The following is a 20724-nucleotide window of genomic DNA, read 5'->3' as shown; positions in this document are numbered from 1 at the left end:
TCCGTTTAGATTGCGGTTAAGCCCGCCTTGCCTTTTGAAGGGTAAGCCGTCTATGTTATGCTGCTGTACTAGTTAAATAGTATGGTGGCTACCATGACCCAATTATCACTTAACGACCCTGCGCTTTCAGAACAAGGTAATGAAGATTGGTTGCGCTTTGTAGCGCTGTTACAGAATTCATTTTCTCAGGATTTACACCAGCAACTGATGCAACTGATGCTGACACCTGATGAACGCACTGCATTGGGGACGCGTGTGCGAATTATTCAGGAGTTGATGCGGGGGGAAATGAGCCAGCGTGAACTGAAGAATGAACTGGGTGCCGGTATCGCTACCATCACCCGAGGTTCTAATAGCCTTAAAGCGGCATCTCCAGAGTTGAAACAGTGGTTGGAATTACAATTGCTGGGTGATGAATAGCATCACCCAGGCCAATTATTGGTGCGGTGTGTTAATGGTATGGTTGCGATAAATCGGGTTATGAAATGGCACTAACGCTAACAGTAACGCCTGATGATAAACACTGGTGCGGCTTAATCTGCCATCAGTAAAAATGCCAATTGCGCCTCCTTGGCGTTTGACCTCGGTGTTTCCTGTTAGCAAGGCCATTTCGGTGCCCAATTCGCTGCCAGCCCGAATTCCCTGTAAGATTGATTCTGGTAGCATCAGGCTAGCGGAGCGCGATTCACCGCGGATCGAAGGATTCTCTATGGTCATCCAGGCGAACGTCATGTTCTCCTCAAGCCCGGCTTCCACACCGACCCAAAAGTCGGCTTCTGGCCTCACTTGCCGTGCTTCCATGACGCGCTGGCGTGCGCCTGTGCGGGTTTCGGCATTGCCAATCGGTTGCAGAGATACGCCGCTGGCGACGTCAACAGATTCTATACGGAATTGGTCTGCGCCAAAGGTGTCTTCAAAGGCCAATTGAATAGCCTTGATCTTTGCCGGGTTGGTAGTTGCAGCGACAACATGATACATAACGGGTTTAGCTTCCTTAGTGTGAGGCTGTGACTTGCCATTGTTTTTGAAGGCCGCAGGCGGCTATTTAAGGGCAGAGCAAGACACTGGCCACAGATAAACTCAAGTTTCACGCAGTATAACGGAAAAGAAAAATGTTACAGGTATACCTCGTTCGCCATGGCGAAACGGAATGGAACGCAGCACGTCGCATTCAGGGCCAGTCCGATAGCCCATTAACAGCCAAAGGCGAACACCAGGCTCATCTGGTTGGCAAACGCGTAAGCCGGGAAGGCATTACACACGTGATTACCAGCGATCTGGGACGCACCCGCCGCACCGCACAAATCATTGCTGACGCTTGCGGTTGTGATGTTATTGAAGACGTAAGGCTGCGTGAACTGCATATGGGGGTTCTGGAAGAACGCCTTATCGACAGCCTGACACCGCAAGAAGAGCAGTGGCGCAAACGGATGGTTGATGGTACTGCTGACGGCCGGATCCCTCAAGGTGAATCTATGCTGGAGTTGGGCGCGCGCATGCGTGCTGCATTGGAAAGCTGCCTGGCGCTGCCGCAAGGCAGTAAACCCCTGATTGTCAGCCACGGTATCGCTTTGGGCTGCCTCATTAGTACCGTGTTGGGGCTACCGGCCTATGCTGAACGTCGCATGCGTTTGCGAAACTGCTCGCTGTCCCGCGTCGATCATCAGCAAAGCCAGTGGCTGGCTTCCGGCTGGATTGTGGAGACTGCTGGCGATGTTTCGCATCTGGACATGCCCGCGCTGGACGAACTGCAACGTTAGCGGCGGATTGGGATCAGATAATCGCAATGGATCTCGGTGGGTGCTTCAGATTGCTGGTTCTCGCCTTGCGGATAGAAGCGCTCAATATCGTGACCTTTACGGCGGGTTAACTCCAGTGCCGGTAAGCAGGTACCGTACAACATCAGGATAAAATCCTGCAGGCCGGAAGGGCTTCCTTGATAGTTGAACATGGCGTATTCCCCTCCCTGCAACACAATGGGTTGGCCTTCCTGTACGTTGGTAGGTACGTGTTTGGGTTCCAATGCCGTGGTGTAAAGTACCTCCTGCTCGTCGTTTTTTTCCTGGCTCGGCCTTGAATGATGCAGGCCGTAAAGCACAGGGGGCAATGTTTTGGTTTCACCCAGATACTGACGCCAGAATTGTAAGCGGAGTTCGGTACGAAAGTTGGATAATTGCTCCAGGGTACAGGAGTAACTCTGCGTCAGACCAATCAGATGTAGCTCTGGCAGAGTAACAAATTCAGGCGTTGGTAACGTGAATGAGTCTAGGCGGATTGGTGGGCAAATGCCGAATGCGTTCCAATCTTCTGCACGGCGGTAAAGTGCTGGGGTTTGCGCAAACTGCTTTTTGAATGCGCGTGTAAAAGTCTGCTGCGAGTCAAAGCGGTACTGTAGGGCAATATCCAGAATCGGTCGACTGGTCAGGCGTAATGCGACTGCGGCTTTTGATAGCCTTCTTGCCCTGATGTAAGCACCTATGGCGTTACCAGTGATATCTTTGAACATCCTCTGCAGATGCCATTTAGAATAGCCTGCTTTGGCCGCCACATTATCCAGTGACAGAGGTTGGTCCAGATGGCTTTCCAGCCAGATGAGCAGATCACGAATGATACTGGCTTGATCCATAGATCGTCCTCGTAGAGCTTTCAGGTCGAAACCCGAACTGTTTAATTTGTCATGCTGATACCTGAAGACAACTGATTGTTAATCAATCAGTTGCACTGTACGCAGTGCTTCTTTATATGCGCCGAGCAAAAGTTAAAGGGGCATACATTAGGCATAAAGAAATGGCGATGCGGCATCATAGCAATTTTTTACCTCCACGACTCACAAAGATTTTTTTTACGTCTTGTGCTAAAAAGGTGCGATCTGGCTCGAGAAATTTATCTTCCGTAACCTTAAGTAGAAGCATTCTCAATTAAAAGCCTGTTATTGCACAAGCGACACTATCGGAGTTAAGTGAATGAAAAAAGAATGGATATTTTTGCTCGGTCTGGTTTTCGTAACGATAAACAGTGCACAGGCGGAACAGGTGGGATCGGTCGATACGGTATTCAAACTGTTCGGTCCGGATCATAAAATTGTGGTTGAGGCGTTCGACGATCCTGACGTTAAAAATGTAACTTGTTATATCAGCAGGGCAAAAACCGGTGGATTAAAAGGCGGATTAGGGTTGGCTGAGGATACCTCGGATGCTGCCATTTCCTGCCAGCAGATTGGCCCGATTGTGCTGAGTGATAAAATCAAAAATGGTAAGAAGGAAGGGACGGTGGTGTTCCAGAAACGTACTTCTCTGGTGTTTAAAAAGCTGCAGGTGGTGCGCTTTTATGATGCCAGCCGCAACGCGCTAATCTACCTGAGTTATTCTGATCGTGTGATTGATGGTTCGCCAAAGAATGCATTAAGTGCAGTACCGATCATCCCCTGGAACGAAGTCAAATAAAGCAATAGGGGTTCAACATGTGAACCCCTTTCAGCCGCATATGGCTTACTCTTCCAGTTCGCCGCAGAACCGATAGCCTTCACCATGAATGGTGGCAATGATTTCTGGCGTATCCGGCGTAGATTCGAAATGTTTACGAATACGGCGGATGGTAACGTCTACGGTGCGGTCGTGTGGTTTCAGCTCACGGCCAGTCATTTTCTTCAGCAGTTCGCCACGGGACTGAATTTTGCCCGGGTTTTCGCAGAAATGCAGCATGGCGCGGAACTCGCTACGTGGCAGTTTGTACTGCTCACCTTCCGGGCTGATTAGAGAGCGGCTATTGATGTCCAGCTCCCAACCGTTAAACCGGTAGCTTTCAACCAATTTACGTTCTTCACCGACGCTGCCCAGATTCATGGTACGAGACAGCAGGTTACGTGCACGAATGGTCAGTTCGCGAGGATTAAACGGCTTGGTGATGTAATCGTCAGCGCCAATTTCCAGGCCAAGGATTTTATCTACCTCGTTATCACGACCGGTCAGGAACATCAACGCAACGCTGGCCTGTTCTCGCAGTTCGCGCGCGAGCAGTAAGCCATTCTTGCCAGGCAGGTTGATATCCATAATAACCAGATTGATATCATTTTCAGACAGTATATTGTGCATTTCAGCACCGTCATTGGCTTCATGAACAATATAGCCTTCCGCCTCGAAAATGCTCTTCAGGGTGTTACGAGTGACTAACTCGTCTTCGACAATCAGAATGTGCGGGGTCTGCATATTTGCTACCTAAAATTGCCAACAAAATAGAAAATAGGAAGTACAGAAGTCTTTGCTTTCTTCATGGAGGGCAGAGATATTGCTCACATTCCCTCTTGCCAAACGACTAAAGTACGTAAACTCGTTCTTGATGCACTTTCCATCAATGTCAACAAGATCGCTAGCTTGCTGGGGGATGCTATGTCCTACAACCCCAATGATGCCAAAACGGCGCATATCCTAACCGTATTAACAGCAATATAACAGTGTGCGCCGAATTCATCACCCAACAAAACTACGCTTTGTTGACATATATCAAATTCAATAGTAGCACGTTAACAGAATTGTGAAAAACACTTATAGATATGCCAAGTTATGTCACAGAACGACAAATTCTGTGAACGATTCAGCAATGTTAAGCCCGATGCGTTATAATTTTTTTAATACAGTTTGGTTTTTAAATTAACTTCATGAATAATATGGTTATTTATTTTTAACCTTTATATATGATGCTTTCATCGTATTTATCGATTAAACGTCCCATTTAAATGTGTTTCATAAGGCTGACATTGGTTATGTTAATATTTTGTAAATATAATCGAGCAAGCCATAACAGTCAAAGAACTATTATCACAATTTTGCTGGAGTTTTGATGCAGCTTCATATCGTGTTAGTGGCACCTGCCCGCCCTGAAAACGTTGGCGCAGCCGCACGGGCAATGAAAACCATGGGATTCACTTCGTTGCGCATTGTGGGCAGTGAGGCTCATTTGCAGCCTGCAGCCCGTTGGGTGGCTCATGGTGCGGGTGATATTCTCGATGCAGTGCAGACATTTTCTACTTTGGAGCAGGCGCTGGCAGATGTGGATTTCACCATTGCGACCACCGCTCGTAGCCGTGCCCGCTTTCATTACTACTGCACGCCACAGCAATTAACTGCTCAACTGATGGAAAGGCAAACATGGATGCAGCAGGCTGCTTTGGTTTTTGGTCGTGAAGATTCGGGGCTGACTAACGAAGAGCTGGAATTGGCTGATTTACTCACCGGTGTACCCATGATTAACGAGTACCCTTCTCTTAACCTTGGTCAATCAGTAATGGTCTATTGTTATCAACTTGCGGAATTGATGTCTGTCAAAACGCCTCAGCCAGATGTTGCCGATAGCGGGCAATTGAATGCATTACGTCGGCGGATGGAGCGGTTATTGGAAAACCTTGAGGTGGCAGATGACCAAAAACTGTGCGATTGGCTCCATCAGCGATTGGGGGGGTTGCAACAGCGAGACACCGTGATGTTGCACACCTTGCTGCACGATATAGAAAAAAAATTGATGAAGTGATAGTGGTATTTTTTGTTGATTATTTGGATTAATCATCTGTTTTTTGATCTTTATATTGGTTTTTTATTCTAAAATAATGTTTTTTATCTGTTTCATCGCCAAGGTTTTAATGTGAGCATTAAATAAGCAAAGTGAAGAAAATATTTGACTTGAGAAAGCGATTGCTTTAACCAATAGAGGCGATAGAGATCTTAATGAGACAGACAGACTAAATGCGAAACATCAGCCTGAATACCACAATTATTACCACCACCGATACCACAGGTAACGGGGCGGGCTGACGCGTACAGGAAACAATAGAAAAAAGCCCGCACCTAACCAGTGTGGGCTTTTTTTTCGGCATAAATTCAGGAGATAACAGAAATGCGAGTGCTGAAATTTGGTGGAACCTCGGTAGCGAATGCAGAACGTTTTCTGCGCGTTGCCGATATCTTGGAGAACAATGCACGTCAGGGACAGGTGGCCACGGTATTATCCGCACCCGCCAAGATTACTAATCATTTGGTGGCAATGATTGAGAAAACGGCTGCAGGCCTTGATATTCAGCCAACAATGAGCGACGCCGAGCGCATCTTTGCTGATTTGCTGAAAGGCTTGGCACAAGCGCTGCCTGGCTTTGAGTACGATCGCCTGAAGGGGCTGGTCGATCAGGAGTTCGCCCAGTTAAAACAGGTATTGCATGGAGTTGCCTTGCTGGGCCAGTGCCCTGATGGTGTCAATGCGGCGATCATCTGCCGAGGCGAAAAGCTTTCCATTGCCATTATGGAAGGAGTGTTCAAAGCCAAGGGCTATCCGGTCACCGTCATCAACCCGGTCGAGAAATTGTTGGCGCAGGGCAACTATCTGGAATCTACCGTGGATATTGCCGAGTCCACGCGGCGCATCGCCGCGCTGGCTATTCCTGCTGACCATATTGTTTTGATGGCGGGTTTTACTGCGGGCAACGATAAAGGTGAACTGGTCGTCTTGGGGCGTAACGGTTCCGATTATTCCGCAGCGGTGCTGGCTGCCTGCCTGCGTGCTGACTGCTGCGAGATCTGGACGGATGTGGATGGGGTTTATACCTGTGATCCGCGCACGGTACCCGATGCCAGACTATTGAAATCGATGTCCTATCAGGAGGCGATGGAGCTCTCTTACTTCGGTGCTAAAGTGCTTCATCCCCGTACCATCACCCCGATTGCCCAATTCCAAATACCATGTCTGATTAAAAACACCTCCAACCCGCAGGCACCCGGCACGTTGATCGGTGGCGAAAGCGTGGATGACAATATGCCGGTGAAAGGCATCACCAACCTGAATAACATGGCGATGATCAACGTGTCAGGGCCGGGAATGAAAGGAATGGTCGGTATGGCGGCCAGGGTGTTTGCCGTCATGTCACGGGCCAGAATTTCGGTCGTGCTGATCACCCAGTCCTCTTCTGAGTACAGCATCAGCTTCTGTGTGCCGCAGAGCGAGCTGCAACGCGCGCGTCGCGCATTGGAGGATGAGTTCTACCTGGAGCTGAAAGACGGCGTACTTGAGCCTCTGGACGTTATGGAACGCCTGGCGATCATCTCGGTCGTAGGTGACGGCATGCGCACGCTACGTGGCATTTCTGCTCGATTTTTCTCTGCACTGGCACGCGCCAACATCAATATTGTTGCTATCGCCCAAGGTTCTTCAGAACGTTCTATCTCAGTGGTTGTCAGCAATGATTCTGCGACAACAGGGGTACGTGTCAGCCACCAGATGCTGTTCAACACCGATCAGGTGATTGAGGTATTTGTGATTGGCGTTGGCGGCGTAGGTGGCGCGCTGATCGAGCAGATTTACCGCCAGCAACCTTGGCTGAAGCAAAAGCACATCGACCTGCGCATTTGTGGTATTGCCAATTCGCGCGCCATGTTGACGGATGTTTACGGTATCAAGCTTGAAAGCTGGCGCGATGAACTGGCGAGTGCCAAAGAACCCTTCAATCTGGGCCGCTTGATCCGTCTGGTGAAGGAGTGTCATCTGCTTAATCCGGTGATTGTTGACTGTACGTCCAGCCAGGCAGTAGCCGATCAGTATGCCGATTTCCTGGCAGATGGTTTCCACGTGGTAACGCCAAACAAGAAAGCTAACACCTCTTCGATGAACTATTATCAGCAGCTGCGCACCGCTGCCGCGAAGTCGCGCCGCAAATTCCTGTATGACACTAACGTGGGCGCGGGCCTGCCGGTTATCGAAAACCTGCAAAACCTGCTGAATGCTGGCGATGAGCTGACACGTTTCTCTGGCATCCTATCAGGTTCACTGTCCTTTATTTTCGGCAAACTGGATGAAGGAATGTCGTTGTCGGCAGCCACATCACAGGCCAAGGCTAATGGCTATACCGAACCGGATCCGCGTGACGATCTCTCAGGGATGGATGTTGCCCGTAAGCTGCTGATCTTGGCGCGTGAGACTGGTTATGCGCTCGAATTGAGTGACATTGAAGTTGAATCGGTACTGCCACCGTCCTTTGATGCCAGTGGTGATGTGGAAACCTTCATGTCGCGCTTGCCTGAACTGGATGCCGAGTTCAACCGCCGCGTAGCTGCTGCGGCAGCGGAAGGTAAGGTACTGCGTTATGTTGGTGCGATCGAAGATGGCCGCTGTCAGGTGCGTATCGATGCGGTAGATGGCAACGATCCATTGTATAAAGTCAAGAACGGCGAGAATGCATTGGCCTTCTATAGCCGTTACTATCAACCATTACCGCTGGTGCTGCGTGGTTATGGTGCCGGTAATGATGTGACCGCCGCAGGCGTGTTTGCCGACCTGTTGCGCACACTGTCATGGAAGTTGGGAGTCTAATATGGTTAAGGTGTATGCACCGGCCTCAATTGGTAACGTCAGCGTTGGGTTCGACGTTTTGGGAGCTGCGGTTTCCCCCATCGACGGCACGCTGCTCGGTGATTGCGTGAGTGTGGAAGCAGCCACTCGGTTTAGCCTGGAAAATGGCGGGCGTTTTGTCAGCAAACTGCCGACCGATCCGAAACAGAACATTGTTTACCAATGCTGGGAGCGTTTTTGTCAGGAAATCGGACGTGAAATCCCAGTAGCGATGCGCTTGGAAAAGAACATGCCGATCGGTTCTGGACTGGGTTCCAGTGCCTGTTCGGTGGTGGCAGGGTTGATGGCAATGAATGAGTTTTGCCACAACCCTCTCAACAAAATGCAATTGCTGACGCTGATGGGCGAGCTGGAAGGGCGGATTTCTGGCAGCGTGCATTATGATAACGTTGCGCCTTGTTATCTCGGTGGTCTGCAACTGATGCTGGAAGAAGAGGGTTACATTTGCCAGGAAGTCCCCAGCTTTAAGGAATGGCTCTGGGTAATGGCTTATCCGGGTATCAAGGTTTCTACTGCGGAAGCCCGCGCCATTTTACCTGCGCAGTATCGTCGACAGGACTGCATCGCCCATGGCCGCAATCTGGCGGGCTTTATTCACGCTTGCCACACCCAGCAACCACGTCTGGCGGCCAAGATGATGCAAGATGTGATCGCTGAACCGTACCGCACGCGCCTGTTGCCTGGATTCATGGAAGCCCGCAAAGCTGCACAGGATATTGGTGCGCTGGCTTGCGGAATTTCCGGTTCCGGCCCCACGCTGTTTGCTGTCTGTGATGACGGTGCTACCGCCCAGCGCATGGCTGATTGGCTGACTAACCACTATCTGCAAAACGATGAAGGTTTTGTTCATATTTGCCGTCTGGATACTGCAGGCGCTCGACTATTGGATAACGCATGAAACTGTACAACCTTAAAGATCATAACGAACAGGTCAGCTTTGCGCAGGCGATCAAACAGGGCCTGGGCAAACAACAAGGGCTGTTCTTTCCGCTGGAATTACCTGAATTCGAACTGACGGAAATTGACCAACTGCTGGAGATGGATTTCGTCACCCGCAGCAGCAAGATCCTGTCTGCTTTTATTGGCGATGAGATCGGTGAACAAGCGCTGTATAAACGCGTTAAAGCCGCTTTTGAGTTCCCGGCGCCATTGGCGCAGGTTGAGAGCGATATTGCCTGTCTGGAGCTGTTCCATGGCCCAACGCTGGCGTTCAAAGACTTTGGCGGCCGCTTTATGGCGCAAATGTTGGCAGAAGTGGCGGGTGATGAACCTGTCACCATCCTGACCGCGACTTCGGGTGATACCGGTGCAGCCGTTGCCCATGCATTTTATGGGCTGAAAAACGTGCGTGTGGTGATCCTGTATCCGAAAGGTAAAATCAGTGCGCTGCAGGAAAAACTGTTCTGTACTCTGGGTGGCAACATCCACACCATAGCCATTGACGGTGATTTTGATGCCTGCCAGGCGTTGGTTAAGCAGGCGTTTGACGATCAGGAACTGAAAGATGCTGTCCACCTGAATTCGGCAAACTCGATCAATATCAGTCGCCTGTTGGCACAGATTTGCTACTACTTTGAGGCCGTAGCACAGCTCCCACAGGAAGCGCGTAACCAACTGGTGGTTTCGGTACCTAGCGGTAACTTTGGCGATCTGACCGCCGGGCTGCTGGCAAAGTCCCTGGGGCTACCGGTGAAGCGTTTTATCGCGGCCACCAATGCTAACGATACCGTGCCGCGCTTTCTGAGCGATGGCCAATGGCAACCGAAAACCACGGTGGCGACACTTTCCAACGCTATGGACGTTAGCCAGCCAAACAACTGGCCGCGTGTAGAGGAACTCTTCCGCCGTAAAGTCTGGCAACTTAAAGATCTGGGCCACGGTGCGGTGAGCGATGAAACGACCAAAGACACCATGAAAGAGCTGGCAGCCTTGGGTTATCTTTCTGAACCTCATGCTGCAATCGCCTATCGCCTGCTACGCGACCAACTGAAGGAAGGGGAGTTTGGGCTGTTCTTGGGCACGGCTCACCCGGCCAAGTTCAAAGAAAGTGTGGAAGCGATCCTCGGGCAAGAGCTACCGTTACCAAGTGCTCTGGCAGAGCGCGCAGAGTTGCCACTGTTATCCCATAACATGGCGGCTGATTTTGGCAGGTTACGTGAATTCCTGATGACCTTACCAGCGTAAAGCTACCGGCCCCTTTCGGTTGAAAGGGGCCACTACTTTATTGTTCCGGCCGTTTGAAAACCAACTCGTTACCCGCAGAAGATGCCTCATCGAAGGCATACCCTTCCAGATTGAAATCAACCAGTTGTTCGCTCTTTGTCAGGCGATTCTTGATGATAAAGCGACTCATGAGTCCGCGTGCTTTCTTGGCATAAAAACTGATGACTTTGTATTTGCCGTTCTTTTCGTCAAGGAACACCGGTTTGATCAGCGTTCCCTTTAGCTTGGACGTGACTACCGACTTGAAATATTCATCGGAAGCTAAATTGACCACCACGTCGTCACCCTGTTGCTCCAGTGCCTGGTTGAGTTTTTGGGTTATTTGGTTGCCCCAGAAGCTGTACAGGTCTTTACCTTGCTTGGTCTCCAACTTAAGGCCCATTTCCAGCCGGTAGGGCATCATCAGATCCAGCGGACGTAAAACACCGTAAAGACCAGACAGCATCCGCAGATGTTGTTGCGCAAAGTCGAAATCCTCTTCGCTGAAGTCTTGGGCCTGTAAACCGGTATACACATCGCCTTTGAATGCCAGCAACGCCTGGCGCGCATTTTCCAGGGTGAATGTGGGCTGCCACTCTGCGAAACGTGCGGCATTCAGCCCGGCGAGCTTATCGCTGATCCCCATCAGACTGGAGATTTGTGCGGGCGTTAGTGAACGGCAGACTTTGATCAGTGCCTCTGATTTATCCAGCAACTCGGGGTGCGTAAAGCGTTCGGTTGCTAACGGGCTCTCATAATCCAAGGTCTTGGCAGGTGAAATAATAACGAGCATGGGCACATCCTGTTTTATCTACGTGCAGGTACTGTAGCAAAAAGCGCTCAAGAGCAGGAGTGATGACCGCGAGTGGTGTTAACGCGGCTTGTCAGGCTCCCAGATACCAGGTTCGAGTTGAGATTCCAATTCGGGATAACGACGGATGTTAAACGTGGGGATTTTGCCGATAAACCGTTGGTGGTTATAGTCTTCGGCCAGTTTGAGCGCTATGCCTGACAGCAACAGGATAGCGGTCAGATTGGTGATAGCCATCAGGGCCATGGCGATGTCGGCCATTTTCCATACTACGGATAATTCTGCCATTGAACCGAACATAACCATTCCCAGGGCGATGCAGCGGAAAAGTAGCAACACCACGGGATGGTTGCGCTTAAGGAAAATCAGGTTACTTTCGGCGTAGGCATAATTGGCAATAATCGAAGTAAAGGCAAAGAAAAAGATGGCAATCGCGACGAAAGGCGCCCCCCATGAACCAATAGCGAGAGTTAGTGCACGCTGAGTCAGCTCAATGCCACTGATATCGGTGGTGGATTGATCCAATGCACCAGAAGCAAGAATGATCATTGCCGTTGCAGTGCAAATCACGATGGTATCGACAAACACGCCGAGCATCTGTACATACCCTTGCGAAGCTGGATGAGGCGGGTAGGGCGTTGCTGAAGCGGCTGCGTTGGGCGCTGAACCCATTCCTGCTTCGTTAGAAAACAGCCCACGCTGTACGCCCTGAGTCATGGCCTGCGAAATAGTGTAACTCAGCGTGCCGGCAGCCGCCTCCTGAATACCGAAAGCACTCTTGAATATCAACGCCAGAATAGCCGGAATATGCTCTATATTCTGGCCTATTATCCATACAGCCAGCAACAGATAGGCGCCTGCTATAAGGGGGATGATTTTTCCTGCCACGCTAGCGACGGAACGGAGACCGCCAAAGATCACTGCGCCACTCAGAATAACCAAGGTAATTCCGACGTACATAGGATCGAAATTGAAAGCTACGTTACTGGCCTGAGCAATCGCGTTGGCCTGTACTGCATTGAATACCATACCGAAAGAGACGATAAGGAAAATTGAAAACAGTACGCCCATCCAACGCATACCGAGCCCTTTTTCCATATAAAAAGCGGGGCCGCCACGGTAATTACCGTGGTCGTCTTTGGTTTTATAAAGTTGGGCTAGCGTGTTTTCAATAAACGAGGTAGCCATACCGATGAAAGCGACCAACCACATCCAGAAGATGGCTCCAGGGCCACCGGCGGTGAGGGCTATCGCCACACCAGTGAGATTACCGGTGCCGACACGTGCTGCCAGCGAAGTACATAATGCCTGGAATGAAGAGATCCCTGCACCGTCGCTTTTGGTGCTGCTCTTCAGAACGGAAAATATGTGGCGAAAGCAGCGGATCTGTATAAACCGGGTACGTAAAGTGAAATAGATACCGGTACCCAGCAGCAGATAGATCAATACCGATCCCCAAAGGATATCGTTGATAAATTTGATCAGGTCCGTCACCGGTTTCTCCTGGTTTATTGCCGAAACGTACTAGGCTTCATTATCGGGTTAGCCTAGACAAACGATTAGCTAAAGTTAGTATAGTTTTTGATTCTAGGATTTTTCTGGTGTTTTAGATGTTAATATTTTAACGGTCGCGAATTTAACATAATTTACAATGCTGAGAGCGCGTAAATGCCGTCCTGTTTATTCGTTATTTACGAATAATCCGGCGTAAACGGTTGCTCGTACAAGGATAAAACGACCGTTGTGTAAGCATGACTTTCGTGCCTTGCACCGTGCTTCGTGCATGTTATTATCAGGGCAGGGCAGGATTGAACGATGCCAAAAGTTCATGCACAAACGATGAGATAATGCCAACATGACCGATAAATTAACTTCCCTACGCCAGTTCACTACGGTAGTTGCGGATACGGGTGATATCGCTGCTATGAAGCTGTATCAACCGCAAGATGCAACAACCAACCCTTCGCTGATCCTTAATGCAGCTCAAATTCCTGAATACCGTAAACTGATTGATGACGCTATCGCTTGGGCGCGCGAGCAAAGTAACAATCGCGACCAGCAAGTGGCTGACGCGGCAGACAAACTGGCAGTCAACATTGGTCTGGAAATCCTGAAACTGGTTCCGGGCCGTATTTCCACCGAAGTAGACGCACGGCTCTCTTACGACACTGAAGCGAGCGTTGCCAAAGCCAAGCGCCTGATTAAACTTTATAACGAAGCTGGCATCGGTAACGACCGTATCCTGATCAAACTTGCCTCAACCTGGCAAGGTATTCGTGCCGCTGAACGTCTGGAAAAAGAGGGCATCAACTGTAACTTGACGTTGCTGTTCTCCTTTGCGCAGGCGCGTGCCTGTGCCGAAGCGGGTGTCTATCTGATCTCCCCATTCGTTGGCCGTATTCTCGACTGGTATAAGGCCAATGGTGATAAGAAAGAGTTTGCCCCGCATGAAGATCCAGGCGTGGTGTCTGTTTCCGAAATCTACCAGTACTACAAGCAGCATGGCTACGAAACCGTGGTTATGGGAGCAAGCTTCCGTAACGTGGGTGAAATTATCGAGCTGGCAGGGTGTGATCGTCTGACTATCGCTCCTTCATTGCTGAAAGAGTTAGCTGAAACTAAGGGCTCTCTGGAACGCAAATTGTCGTATACCGGTGAAGTGAAGGCGCGCCCTGCGCCGTTGACTGAGCCTGAGTTCTATTGGCAGCACAACTTGGATCCAATGGCGGTTGAGAAACTGACCGATGGTATCCGTAAGTTTGCAGTAGACCAGGGTAAGCTGGAAAAAATGATCGCCGATCTGCTGTAATCATGGCAATACGTGCTGATAGAGGTGGCTCAGGCCACCTTTTTTTATTGTTGATATCCACGCTGCCGGGCAGACACCTTATACTTTTGCCATCAATCTCCTTTCTATCGTTGCAAAATGCTTCAGGCAACAATAGGAACGATGAAAGGGAAAACAGGGCAGGAAAATAACCTGCCTGAAGTACATCAGCGACAGAGGTTAAGCATGGACATATTACGCATTGGTTTGGTTTCTATTTCTGACCGCGCTTCCGGGGGTGTTTATCAGGATAAGGGGATCCCTGCATTGGAAGCGTGGCTGAGCCATGCACTGGCGACACCGTTCAAATTGGAAACGCGGTTGATCCCTGATGAACAGACGTTGATCGAGCATACTCTGTGTGAACTGGTGGATGAAATGGGATGCCACCTGGTATTGACAACGGGCGGCACAGGCCCGGCCCGGCGTGATGTAACTCCTGATGCAACACTGGCTATCGCCGATCGTGTGATGCCGGGCTTTGGCGAACAAATGCGGCAGATCAGCCTACACTATGTCCCAACGGCAATTCTTTCCCGCCAGGTTGGCGTGATCCGCAAACAGGCGCTGATTATTAACCTGCCAGGGCAACCCAAATCAATCCAGGAAACGTTGGAAGGCGTGAAGGATCCGCAGGGTAAGGTAGTGGTTCACGGTATTTTTGCCAGTGTGCCCTATTGTATTCAACTGCTGGAGGGGCCCTATGTGGAAACTCATGAGGCAGTGGTTGCTGCATTTAGACCCAAGAATGCACGCCGTGATGCAACACCTTAAATTTCAGCGACCTGTGAAATATTATTCAGCCGATTTGGTGTGAAAATAATTTGCCGTTATAGTAATGATCTTTTTACAGATGGCCACCGCGCTTTCTCTGTTATTTCTATTTCCTCTAACGGTATCTTATGCATCACGATAGTAATCGTCGGCTGAACCGACAAGACTATAAAACTCTGACCTTGGCTGCCTTGGGCGGCGCGTTGGAGTTTTATGACTTCATCATTTTTGTTTTCTTTGCAGCCGTTATGGGCGATCTGTTTTTCCCGGCAGACATACCTGAATGGCTGCGTCAGGTGCAGACATTTGGCATCTTCGCGGCAGGTTATCTGGCACGGCCGTTGGGTGGCATTATTATGGCGCACTTCGGCGATCTGGTGGGCCGCAAAAAGATGTTCACCTTGAGTATCTTGCTGATGGCATTACCCACGCTGGCAATGGGGATGTTGCCTACCTATGCCACTATCGGCATTGCGGCTCCACTGTTACTGCTGTTGATGCGAATACTGCAAGGTGCTGCTATCGGTGGTGAAGTCCCGGGTGCATGGGTGTTTGTGGCCGAGCATGTGCCGCGCAAGCGTATCGGCTTTGCTTGTGGCACGCTGACTGCTGGTTTAACGGCCGGTATTTTGATTGGCTCGCTGGTGGCAACCCTGATTAATACCACGCTCAGTCAACAGGCGATCCACGACGGCGGCTGGCGTATTCCATTCTTCCTGGGTGGTATCTTTGGCCTGTTTGCCATGTATCTGCGCCGTTGGTTGCAGGAAACACCCATTTTTATTGAGATGCAGGCGCGTAAGGCGTTGGCGGAGGAGTTACCACTCAAATCTGTGGTAGTAAACCATAAGAAAGAGGTAGTGGTTTCGATGCTGCTGACCTGGCTGTTGTCCGCAGGCATTGTTGTGGTGATCCTGATGACGCCAACCTACCTGCAAAAACAGTTTGGGATTGCCCCTGCGTTGTCGCTGCAGGCTAACAGCGTGGCGATTGTTATGCTGTTTATTGGGTGTATTACGTCGGGTTCGGCGGCGGATCGCTTTGGGGCCAGCAAAACCTTTATTGTCGGCAGTCTGTTGCTGGCCGGGTGTAGCTGGCTCTTCTATCAGTCGGTGGGCACGCACCCAGAGATGCTGTTTGTTACTTACGCTTTGGTCGGGTTCAGTGTGGGTATTGTGGGCGCGGTACCTTACGTAATGGTGCGGGCTTTCCCGGCAGAAGTGCGATTTAGCGGGATCTCGTTTTCATATAACGTTGCGTACGCCATTTTCGGTGGTTTAACCCCGATATTTGTCACGTTGCTTATGAAGTTAACCCCGTTAGCACCTGCTTACTACGTTCTGACTTTGTCGGCGGTGGGCTTGTTGCTGGGGATCTACCTGCATCGCGATTTGAACAGTGAAAAGCCCAACTGATTGAAAAAAAGCCCTGCTGTTTCACTCCGCAGGGCTTTTTTGTATTGCGACCTAATTACTTTCAAGCAGTCACGGCAGTCCGCGTTGCCGTTTGGGCTCCAACTGCGCCGATGGGTAAAACGGTGCGGCCCAACTGCTCATTGATGACTTCGGCCATGGCCAGATAAATAGCGCTGGCGCCGCAAATAATGCCTTCATAACCAGCAAACGTCAGGATTGCATGGTTACCGGTGATATTGCCTACGGCCAGTAGGGCGAATAACAGAGTCAGGCTGGCAAACACGAATTGTAGCGCGCGGTTGGCACTCAGCGTTCCGAAGAACATAAACAGAGTAAACACGCCCCATAGTGCCAGATAGACGCCAAGGAATGCGGCGTCGGTAGGATCCGCCAAACCCATACGCGGCAACAGCAGAATGCCTACCAGGCTCAGCCAGAAACAGCCGTATGAGGTAAAAGCGGTCAAGCCGAAGGTATTACCTTTCTTATATTCGAGAATACCGGCAAAAATCTGAGCCATGCCACCGAAGAAAATCCCCATACTGATGATAACTGAAGTCAGTGGGAAAAAACCCGCGTTGTGCAGGTTCAGCAAGACGGTGGTCATCCCGAAGCCCATCAGACCCAGTGGGCCGGGATTCGCCAACTTGTTGGTGTGCATATGTCCTCTGTGATAACAGAATTTTAACGAAAATGGATAGGTTAATTAATAATTGGCTTGAATGGACGAAAAAACCATAACTTCCATCAGAGCGCGCGGCATGATAATGATCCCAATGAAAGGAAACAATGATCTGGCAGGTGATAAAACCGAATTTTTTTTTATCCTGGCCCTTGATGCTGTTGCTTATGGCCCCATCTTATTGTCAACCGCAGTTGCTAACCGCGCGTAATACTGTAATGGCGGGCAGTTGAAAAGTAAAAAATCGCCCACATATAGGTTAGCAACCTGACCGATTATGAATTTATTAGTGGAGATGTTTAGATGGGCAAAATTATTGGTATCGACCTGGGTACAACCAACTCTTGTGTTGCAATTATGGATGGTGCCAAGGCACGTGTGTTGGAGAACGCCGAAGGCGATCGCACAACGCCTTCAATTATTGCATATACCCAGGATGGTGAAATTCTGGTTGGTCAGCCTGCTAAGCGTCAGGCTGTTACTAACCCACAAAACACTTTGTTCGCGATCAAGCGCCTGATTGGCCGCCGCTTCCAAGATGAAGAAGCACAGCGTGACAAGGCAATCATGCCTTACAAAATCGTTGAAGCTGACAACGGTGATGCCTGGATAGAAGTGAAAGGCCAGAAAATGGCACCACCGCAGATTTCTGCTGAAGTGCTGAAGAAAATGAAGAAAACGGCAGAAGATTACCTGGGTGAGCCGGTAACCGAAGCGGTTATCACTGTACCAGCCTACTTCAACGATGCTCAGCGTCAGGCAACCAAAGACGCCGGCCGTATTGCTGGCCTGGAAGTCAAACGTATCATCAACGAACCTACTGCTGCGGCCCTGGCTTATGGCCTGGACAAAGAAGTGGGCAACCGCACTATCGCAGTTTATGACCTGGGTGGCGGTACTTTCGATATCTCAATTATTGAGATCGACGATGTTGACGGTGAGAAAACCTTTGAAGTATTGGCAACCAACGGTGATACCCACCTGGGTGGCGAAGACTTTGACAGCCGTCTGATCAACTATCTGGTTGAAGAGTTCAAGAAAGATCAGGGTATGGATCTGCGTAACGATCCGCTGGCGATGCAGCGTTTGAAAGAAGCTGCCGAGAAAGCGAAGATCGAACTCTCTTCCGCTCAACAGACCGACGTTAACCTGCCGTATATTACTGCAGACGCTAGCGGTCCAAAACACATGAATATCAAAGTGACCCGTGCCAAACTCGAGTCACTGGTAGAAGATCTGGTAGCTCGCTCTATCGAGCCGTTGAAAGTAGCACTGAAAGACGCTGGCTTGTCTGTTTCTGACATTCAGGATGTGATCCTGGTCGGTGGCCAGACCCGTATGCCTATGGTTCAGAAGAAAGTTGCTGATTTCTTCGGTAAAGAGCCGCGTAAAGACGTTAACCCAGACGAAGCGGTTGCGGTTGGTGCTGCAGTTCAGGGTGGTGTGTTGGCTGGTGATGTGAAAGACGTTCTCCTGCTGGACGTTACCCCGTTGTCACTGGGTATCGAAACCATGGGCAGCGTGATGACGCCACTGATCACCAAGAACACCACGATCCCGACCAAGCACAGCCAGGTGTTCTCTACTGCCGAAGATAATCAGGCAGCGGTAACCATTCATGTGCTGCAGGGTGAGCGTAAACGTGCGGCAGACAACAAGTCTCTGGGGCAGTTCAACCTGGACGGAATTCAGCCAGCACCACGCGGTATGGCGCAGATCGAAGTGACTTTCGATATCGACGCCGATGGTATTCTGCACGTGTCTGCCAAAGACAAGAATACCGGCCGTGAGCAGAAGATCACCATCAAGGCTTCTTCAGGTCTGAATGAAGAAGAAATCCAGAAAATGGTGCGTGATGCAGAAGTGAACGCTGAAGCTGACCGTAAGTTTGAAGAACTGGTGCAGACGCGTAACCAGGCGGATCACCTGATCCACGGTACCCGTAAGCAACTGGAAGAAGCAGGCGACAAGCTGCCAGCAGAAGACAAAACGGCTATCGAAGCGGCACTGAAAGATCTGGAAGCGGCGGTTAAGAGCGAAGATAAAGCCGAGATCGAAGCGAAAACCCAGGCTCTGGTGCAGGTTTCCGGCAAGTTGTTGGAAATGGCCCAGGCTCAGGCGCAAGCTCAAGGTGCTGATGCCGGTGCGGACAACGCGGCTCAGAAAGACGACAACGTTGTTGACGCTGAATTTGAAGAAGTTAAAGACAAAAAATAATCGCCCTTAAGCGGGCACGGCGAGGCCAAAGGGCCGTAACCGGAAACCAGCACGGGCGTCGAGGCAACTCTACGCCCGTGTACGCATGTTAAGGGTAAGCAAAATAATGGCGAAGAAAGACTATTACGAGATCCTCGGCGTAACCAAGTCGGCAGATGAGCGTGAAATCAAAAAGGCCTATAAGCGCCTGGCGATGAAGTTTCACCCTGACCGCAATCAGGAACAAGACGCTGAGGCTAAATTTAAAGAGATCAAGGAAGCCTATGAGGTTCTGAATGACCCTCAAAAGCGAGCTGCCTATGACCAGTACGGTCATGCTGCTTTTGAACAAGGCGGTATGGGCGGAGGCGGTTTTGGTGGCGGTGGTGCGGACTTCAGCGACATTTTTGGTGACGTATTTGGTGATATTTTCGGTGGGGGACGCCGCCAGCGTGCCAGCCGAGGCTCCGACTTGCGTTACAACATGGATCTGACACTGGAAGAAGCGGTGCGCGGTGTTACCAAAGAGATCCGCATTCCAACGCTTGAAGAGTGTGATACCTGCCACGGTAGCGGCGCCAAACCAGGCAGTTCACCGGTTACCTGCCCAACCTGCCATGGGCAAGGTCAGGTACAGATGCGCCAAGGGTTTTTCACCGTGCAGCAGGCTTGTCCACATTGTCATGGACGTGGCCAGATCATCAAGGATCCGTGCAACAAATGTCATGGTCATGGGCGCGTAGAAAAGTCCAAAACATTGTCGGTGAAGATCCCGGCTGGTGTTGATACCGGTGACCGCATTCGTTTGGCCGGTGAAGGAGAAGCTGGCGAACATGGTGCGCCAGCAGGCGATCTGTATGTTCAGGTTCAGGTGAAAACACACCCGATCTTTGAGCGAGAAGGTAATAACCTTTACTGCGAAGTACCTATTAACTTCGCTATGGCTGCGCTGGGCGGTGAGATTGAGGTCCCTACGCTGGATGGTCGTGTCAAGCTGAAAGTGCCAGCAGAAACCCAAACAGGTAAGCTGTTCCGTATGCGCGGTAAAGGGGTGAAATCAGTACGTGGTGGTAGCCAGGGTGATTTGCTGTGCCGCGTAGTGGTAGAAACCCCTGTGAATCTGAACGATAAGCAGAAACAATTACTGAAAGAACTGGAGGAAAGCCTGGTAGGCCCTTCTGGTGACAAAAATAGCCCACGTTCGAAAAGCTTCTTCGACGGTGTGAAAAAGTTTTTTGACGATCTGACGCGTTAAACGGCTGTTTCTGTTCGCTACATAATAGACCCCGGTTCTACAGACCGGGGTTTTTTTTCGCCTTTCTATTAATACCCTTATAAAAAATGTGACATAATAGTCAAATAACTCGGTTAAACCGAGTTATCTAATGGTTATAAACTTGTTTTTTCGAAGTTAAACCTAGCCTATACTCAG

Annotated in this window: 21 protein-coding genes and 1 other annotated feature; of the genes, 15 read left to right on the top strand and 6 right to left on the bottom strand. The window is 50.2% G+C overall.

From position 1 onward, the window contains the following. Positions 1-93: 93 nt before the first annotated feature. On the top strand, positions 94-420 hold the full coding sequence (gene trpR / locus SAQUA_RS19880) for a trp operon repressor (RefSeq protein WP_380678827.1): 327 nt from the start codon (positions 94-96) through the stop codon (positions 418-420). Between the two features lie 15 nt (positions 421-435). Here trpR and yjjX read toward each other — a convergent pair whose 3' ends face one another. After that, entirely contained in the window at positions 436-978 is a 543-nt protein-coding gene (gene yjjX, locus SAQUA_RS19875) for an inosine/xanthosine triphosphatase (RefSeq protein ID WP_380678825.1), read from the bottom strand. Between the two features lie 134 nt (positions 979-1112). Here yjjX and gpmB point away from each other — a divergent pair, with 134 nt between their 5' ends. After that, positions 1113-1760 (top strand): 2,3-diphosphoglycerate-dependent phosphoglycerate mutase GpmB, encoded by a 648-nt coding sequence (gene gpmB / locus SAQUA_RS19870; RefSeq protein ID WP_380678823.1) that lies wholly within the window; start codon positions 1113-1115, stop codon positions 1758-1760. On the opposite strand, the gene robA is transcribed toward gpmB, so the two are convergent. Beyond that, a complete protein-coding gene (gene robA, locus SAQUA_RS19865) occupies positions 1757-2626 on the bottom strand; it encodes an MDR efflux pump AcrAB transcriptional activator RobA (protein WP_380678821.1) in 870 nt (289 codons plus the stop codon). The genes gpmB and robA overlap by 4 nt on opposite strands. 337 nt (positions 2627-2963) lie before the next feature. On the opposite strand from robA, the gene creA reads away from it, so the two are divergent. Then, on the top strand, positions 2964-3443 hold the full coding sequence (gene creA, locus SAQUA_RS19860; protein ID WP_380678819.1) for a protein CreA: 480 nt from the start codon (positions 2964-2966) through the stop codon (positions 3441-3443). Between the two features lie 45 nt (positions 3444-3488). Here the strand turns inward: creA and arcA are convergent, their stop codons facing one another. Next, on the bottom strand, positions 3489-4205 hold the full coding sequence (gene arcA / locus SAQUA_RS19855; protein WP_380678817.1) for a two-component system response regulator ArcA: 717 nt from the start codon (positions 4203-4205) through the stop codon (positions 3489-3491). An 87-nt stretch (positions 4206-4292) separates the two neighbouring features. Here arcA and SAQUA_RS19850 point away from each other — a divergent pair, with 87 nt between their 5' ends. From SAQUA_RS19850 to thrC, 6 genes are all read left to right on the top strand, one after another. After that, complete coding sequence (locus SAQUA_RS19850; RefSeq protein WP_380678834.1) at positions 4293-4448, top strand: hypothetical protein; 156 nt, start codon at positions 4293-4295, stop codon at positions 4446-4448. Positions 4449-4836: 388 nt separating this feature from the next. Then, positions 4837-5523, top strand: a complete 687-nt coding sequence (locus tag SAQUA_RS19845; protein ID WP_380678815.1) for a tRNA/rRNA methyltransferase — start codon at positions 4837-4839, stop codon at positions 5521-5523. 212 nt (positions 5524-5735) lie between these two features. After that, on the top strand, positions 5736-5804 hold the full coding sequence (gene thrL / locus SAQUA_RS19840) for a thr operon leader peptide (RefSeq protein ID WP_071998276.1): 69 nt from the start codon (positions 5736-5738) through the stop codon (positions 5802-5804). After that, positions 5743-5861 (top strand) — a sequence feature (Thr leader region). It overlaps the preceding gene by 62 nt. 25 nt (positions 5862-5886) lie before the next feature. Further along, positions 5887-8346 (top strand): bifunctional aspartate kinase/homoserine dehydrogenase I, encoded by a 2460-nt coding sequence (gene thrA / locus SAQUA_RS19835; protein ID WP_380678813.1) that lies wholly within the window; start codon positions 5887-5889, stop codon positions 8344-8346. Position 8347: 1 nt separating this feature from the next. Further along, entirely contained in the window at positions 8348-9283 is a 936-nt protein-coding gene (gene thrB, locus SAQUA_RS19830) for a homoserine kinase (protein ID WP_380678811.1), read from the top strand. Further along, positions 9280-10569 (top strand): threonine synthase, encoded by a 1290-nt coding sequence (gene thrC / locus SAQUA_RS19825; protein ID WP_380678809.1) that lies wholly within the window; start codon positions 9280-9282, stop codon positions 10567-10569. Before thrB ends, thrC begins: the two co-directional genes overlap by 4 nt. A gap of 37 nt (positions 10570-10606) precedes the next feature. On the opposite strand, the gene yaaA is transcribed toward thrC, so the two are convergent. Both yaaA and SAQUA_RS19815 read right to left on the bottom strand, forming a co-directional pair. Then, the gene (gene yaaA / locus SAQUA_RS19820) at positions 10607-11380 is read right to left on the bottom strand and encodes a peroxide stress protein YaaA (protein WP_380678807.1); all 774 of its coding nucleotides are present in this window, start codon (positions 11378-11380) and stop codon (positions 10607-10609) included. 78 nt (positions 11381-11458) lie between these two features. Next, complete coding sequence (locus SAQUA_RS19815) at positions 11459-12892, bottom strand: alanine/glycine:cation symporter family protein (protein WP_380678805.1); 1434 nt, start codon at positions 12890-12892, stop codon at positions 11459-11461. Between the two features lie 361 nt (positions 12893-13253). On the opposite strand from SAQUA_RS19815, the gene tal reads away from it, so the two are divergent. From tal to SAQUA_RS19800, 3 genes are all read left to right on the top strand, one after another. Beyond that, on the top strand, positions 13254-14207 hold the full coding sequence (gene tal / locus SAQUA_RS19810) for a transaldolase (RefSeq protein WP_380678803.1): 954 nt from the start codon (positions 13254-13256) through the stop codon (positions 14205-14207). A 204-nt stretch (positions 14208-14411) separates the two neighbouring features. Then, on the top strand, positions 14412-14999 hold the full coding sequence (mog, locus tag SAQUA_RS19805; protein WP_380678831.1) for a molybdopterin adenylyltransferase: 588 nt from the start codon (positions 14412-14414) through the stop codon (positions 14997-14999). A 128-nt stretch (positions 15000-15127) separates the two neighbouring features. Then, on the top strand, positions 15128-16414 hold the full coding sequence (locus SAQUA_RS19800) for an MFS transporter (protein WP_380678801.1): 1287 nt from the start codon (positions 15128-15130) through the stop codon (positions 16412-16414). A gap of 61 nt (positions 16415-16475) precedes the next feature. Here SAQUA_RS19800 and satP read toward each other — a convergent pair whose 3' ends face one another. Then, the gene (gene satP, locus SAQUA_RS19795) at positions 16476-17075 is read right to left on the bottom strand and encodes an acetate uptake transporter (RefSeq protein ID WP_380678799.1); all 600 of its coding nucleotides are present in this window, start codon (positions 17073-17075) and stop codon (positions 16476-16478) included. Between the two features lie 61 nt (positions 17076-17136). Between satP and SAQUA_RS19790 the strand changes: the two genes are divergently transcribed. The 3 genes from SAQUA_RS19790 to dnaJ all read left to right on the top strand — a co-directional run bounded on the left by SAQUA_RS19790 (position 17137) and on the right by dnaJ (position 20547). Beyond that, complete coding sequence (locus tag SAQUA_RS19790; protein WP_380678797.1) at positions 17137-17307, top strand: hypothetical protein; 171 nt, start codon at positions 17137-17139, stop codon at positions 17305-17307. A gap of 92 nt (positions 17308-17399) precedes the next feature. Next, positions 17400-19313 carry a molecular chaperone DnaK gene (gene dnaK, locus SAQUA_RS19785; RefSeq protein ID WP_380678795.1) on the top strand — a complete coding sequence of 638 codons (1914 nt, stop codon included), beginning with the start codon at positions 17400-17402 and terminating at the stop codon, positions 19311-19313. 106 nt (positions 19314-19419) lie between these two features. After that, positions 19420-20547, top strand: a complete 1128-nt coding sequence (dnaJ, locus tag SAQUA_RS19780; RefSeq protein WP_380678793.1) for a molecular chaperone DnaJ — start codon at positions 19420-19422, stop codon at positions 20545-20547. The last annotated feature ends 177 nt before the right edge of the window (positions 20548-20724 follow it).

Source organism: Serratia aquatilis (assembly GCF_044865145.1).
GTDB lineage: Bacteria > Pseudomonadota > Gammaproteobacteria > Enterobacterales > Enterobacteriaceae > Chania > Chania aquatilis.
This window is presented reverse-complemented; position numbering and strand designations above follow the sequence as displayed.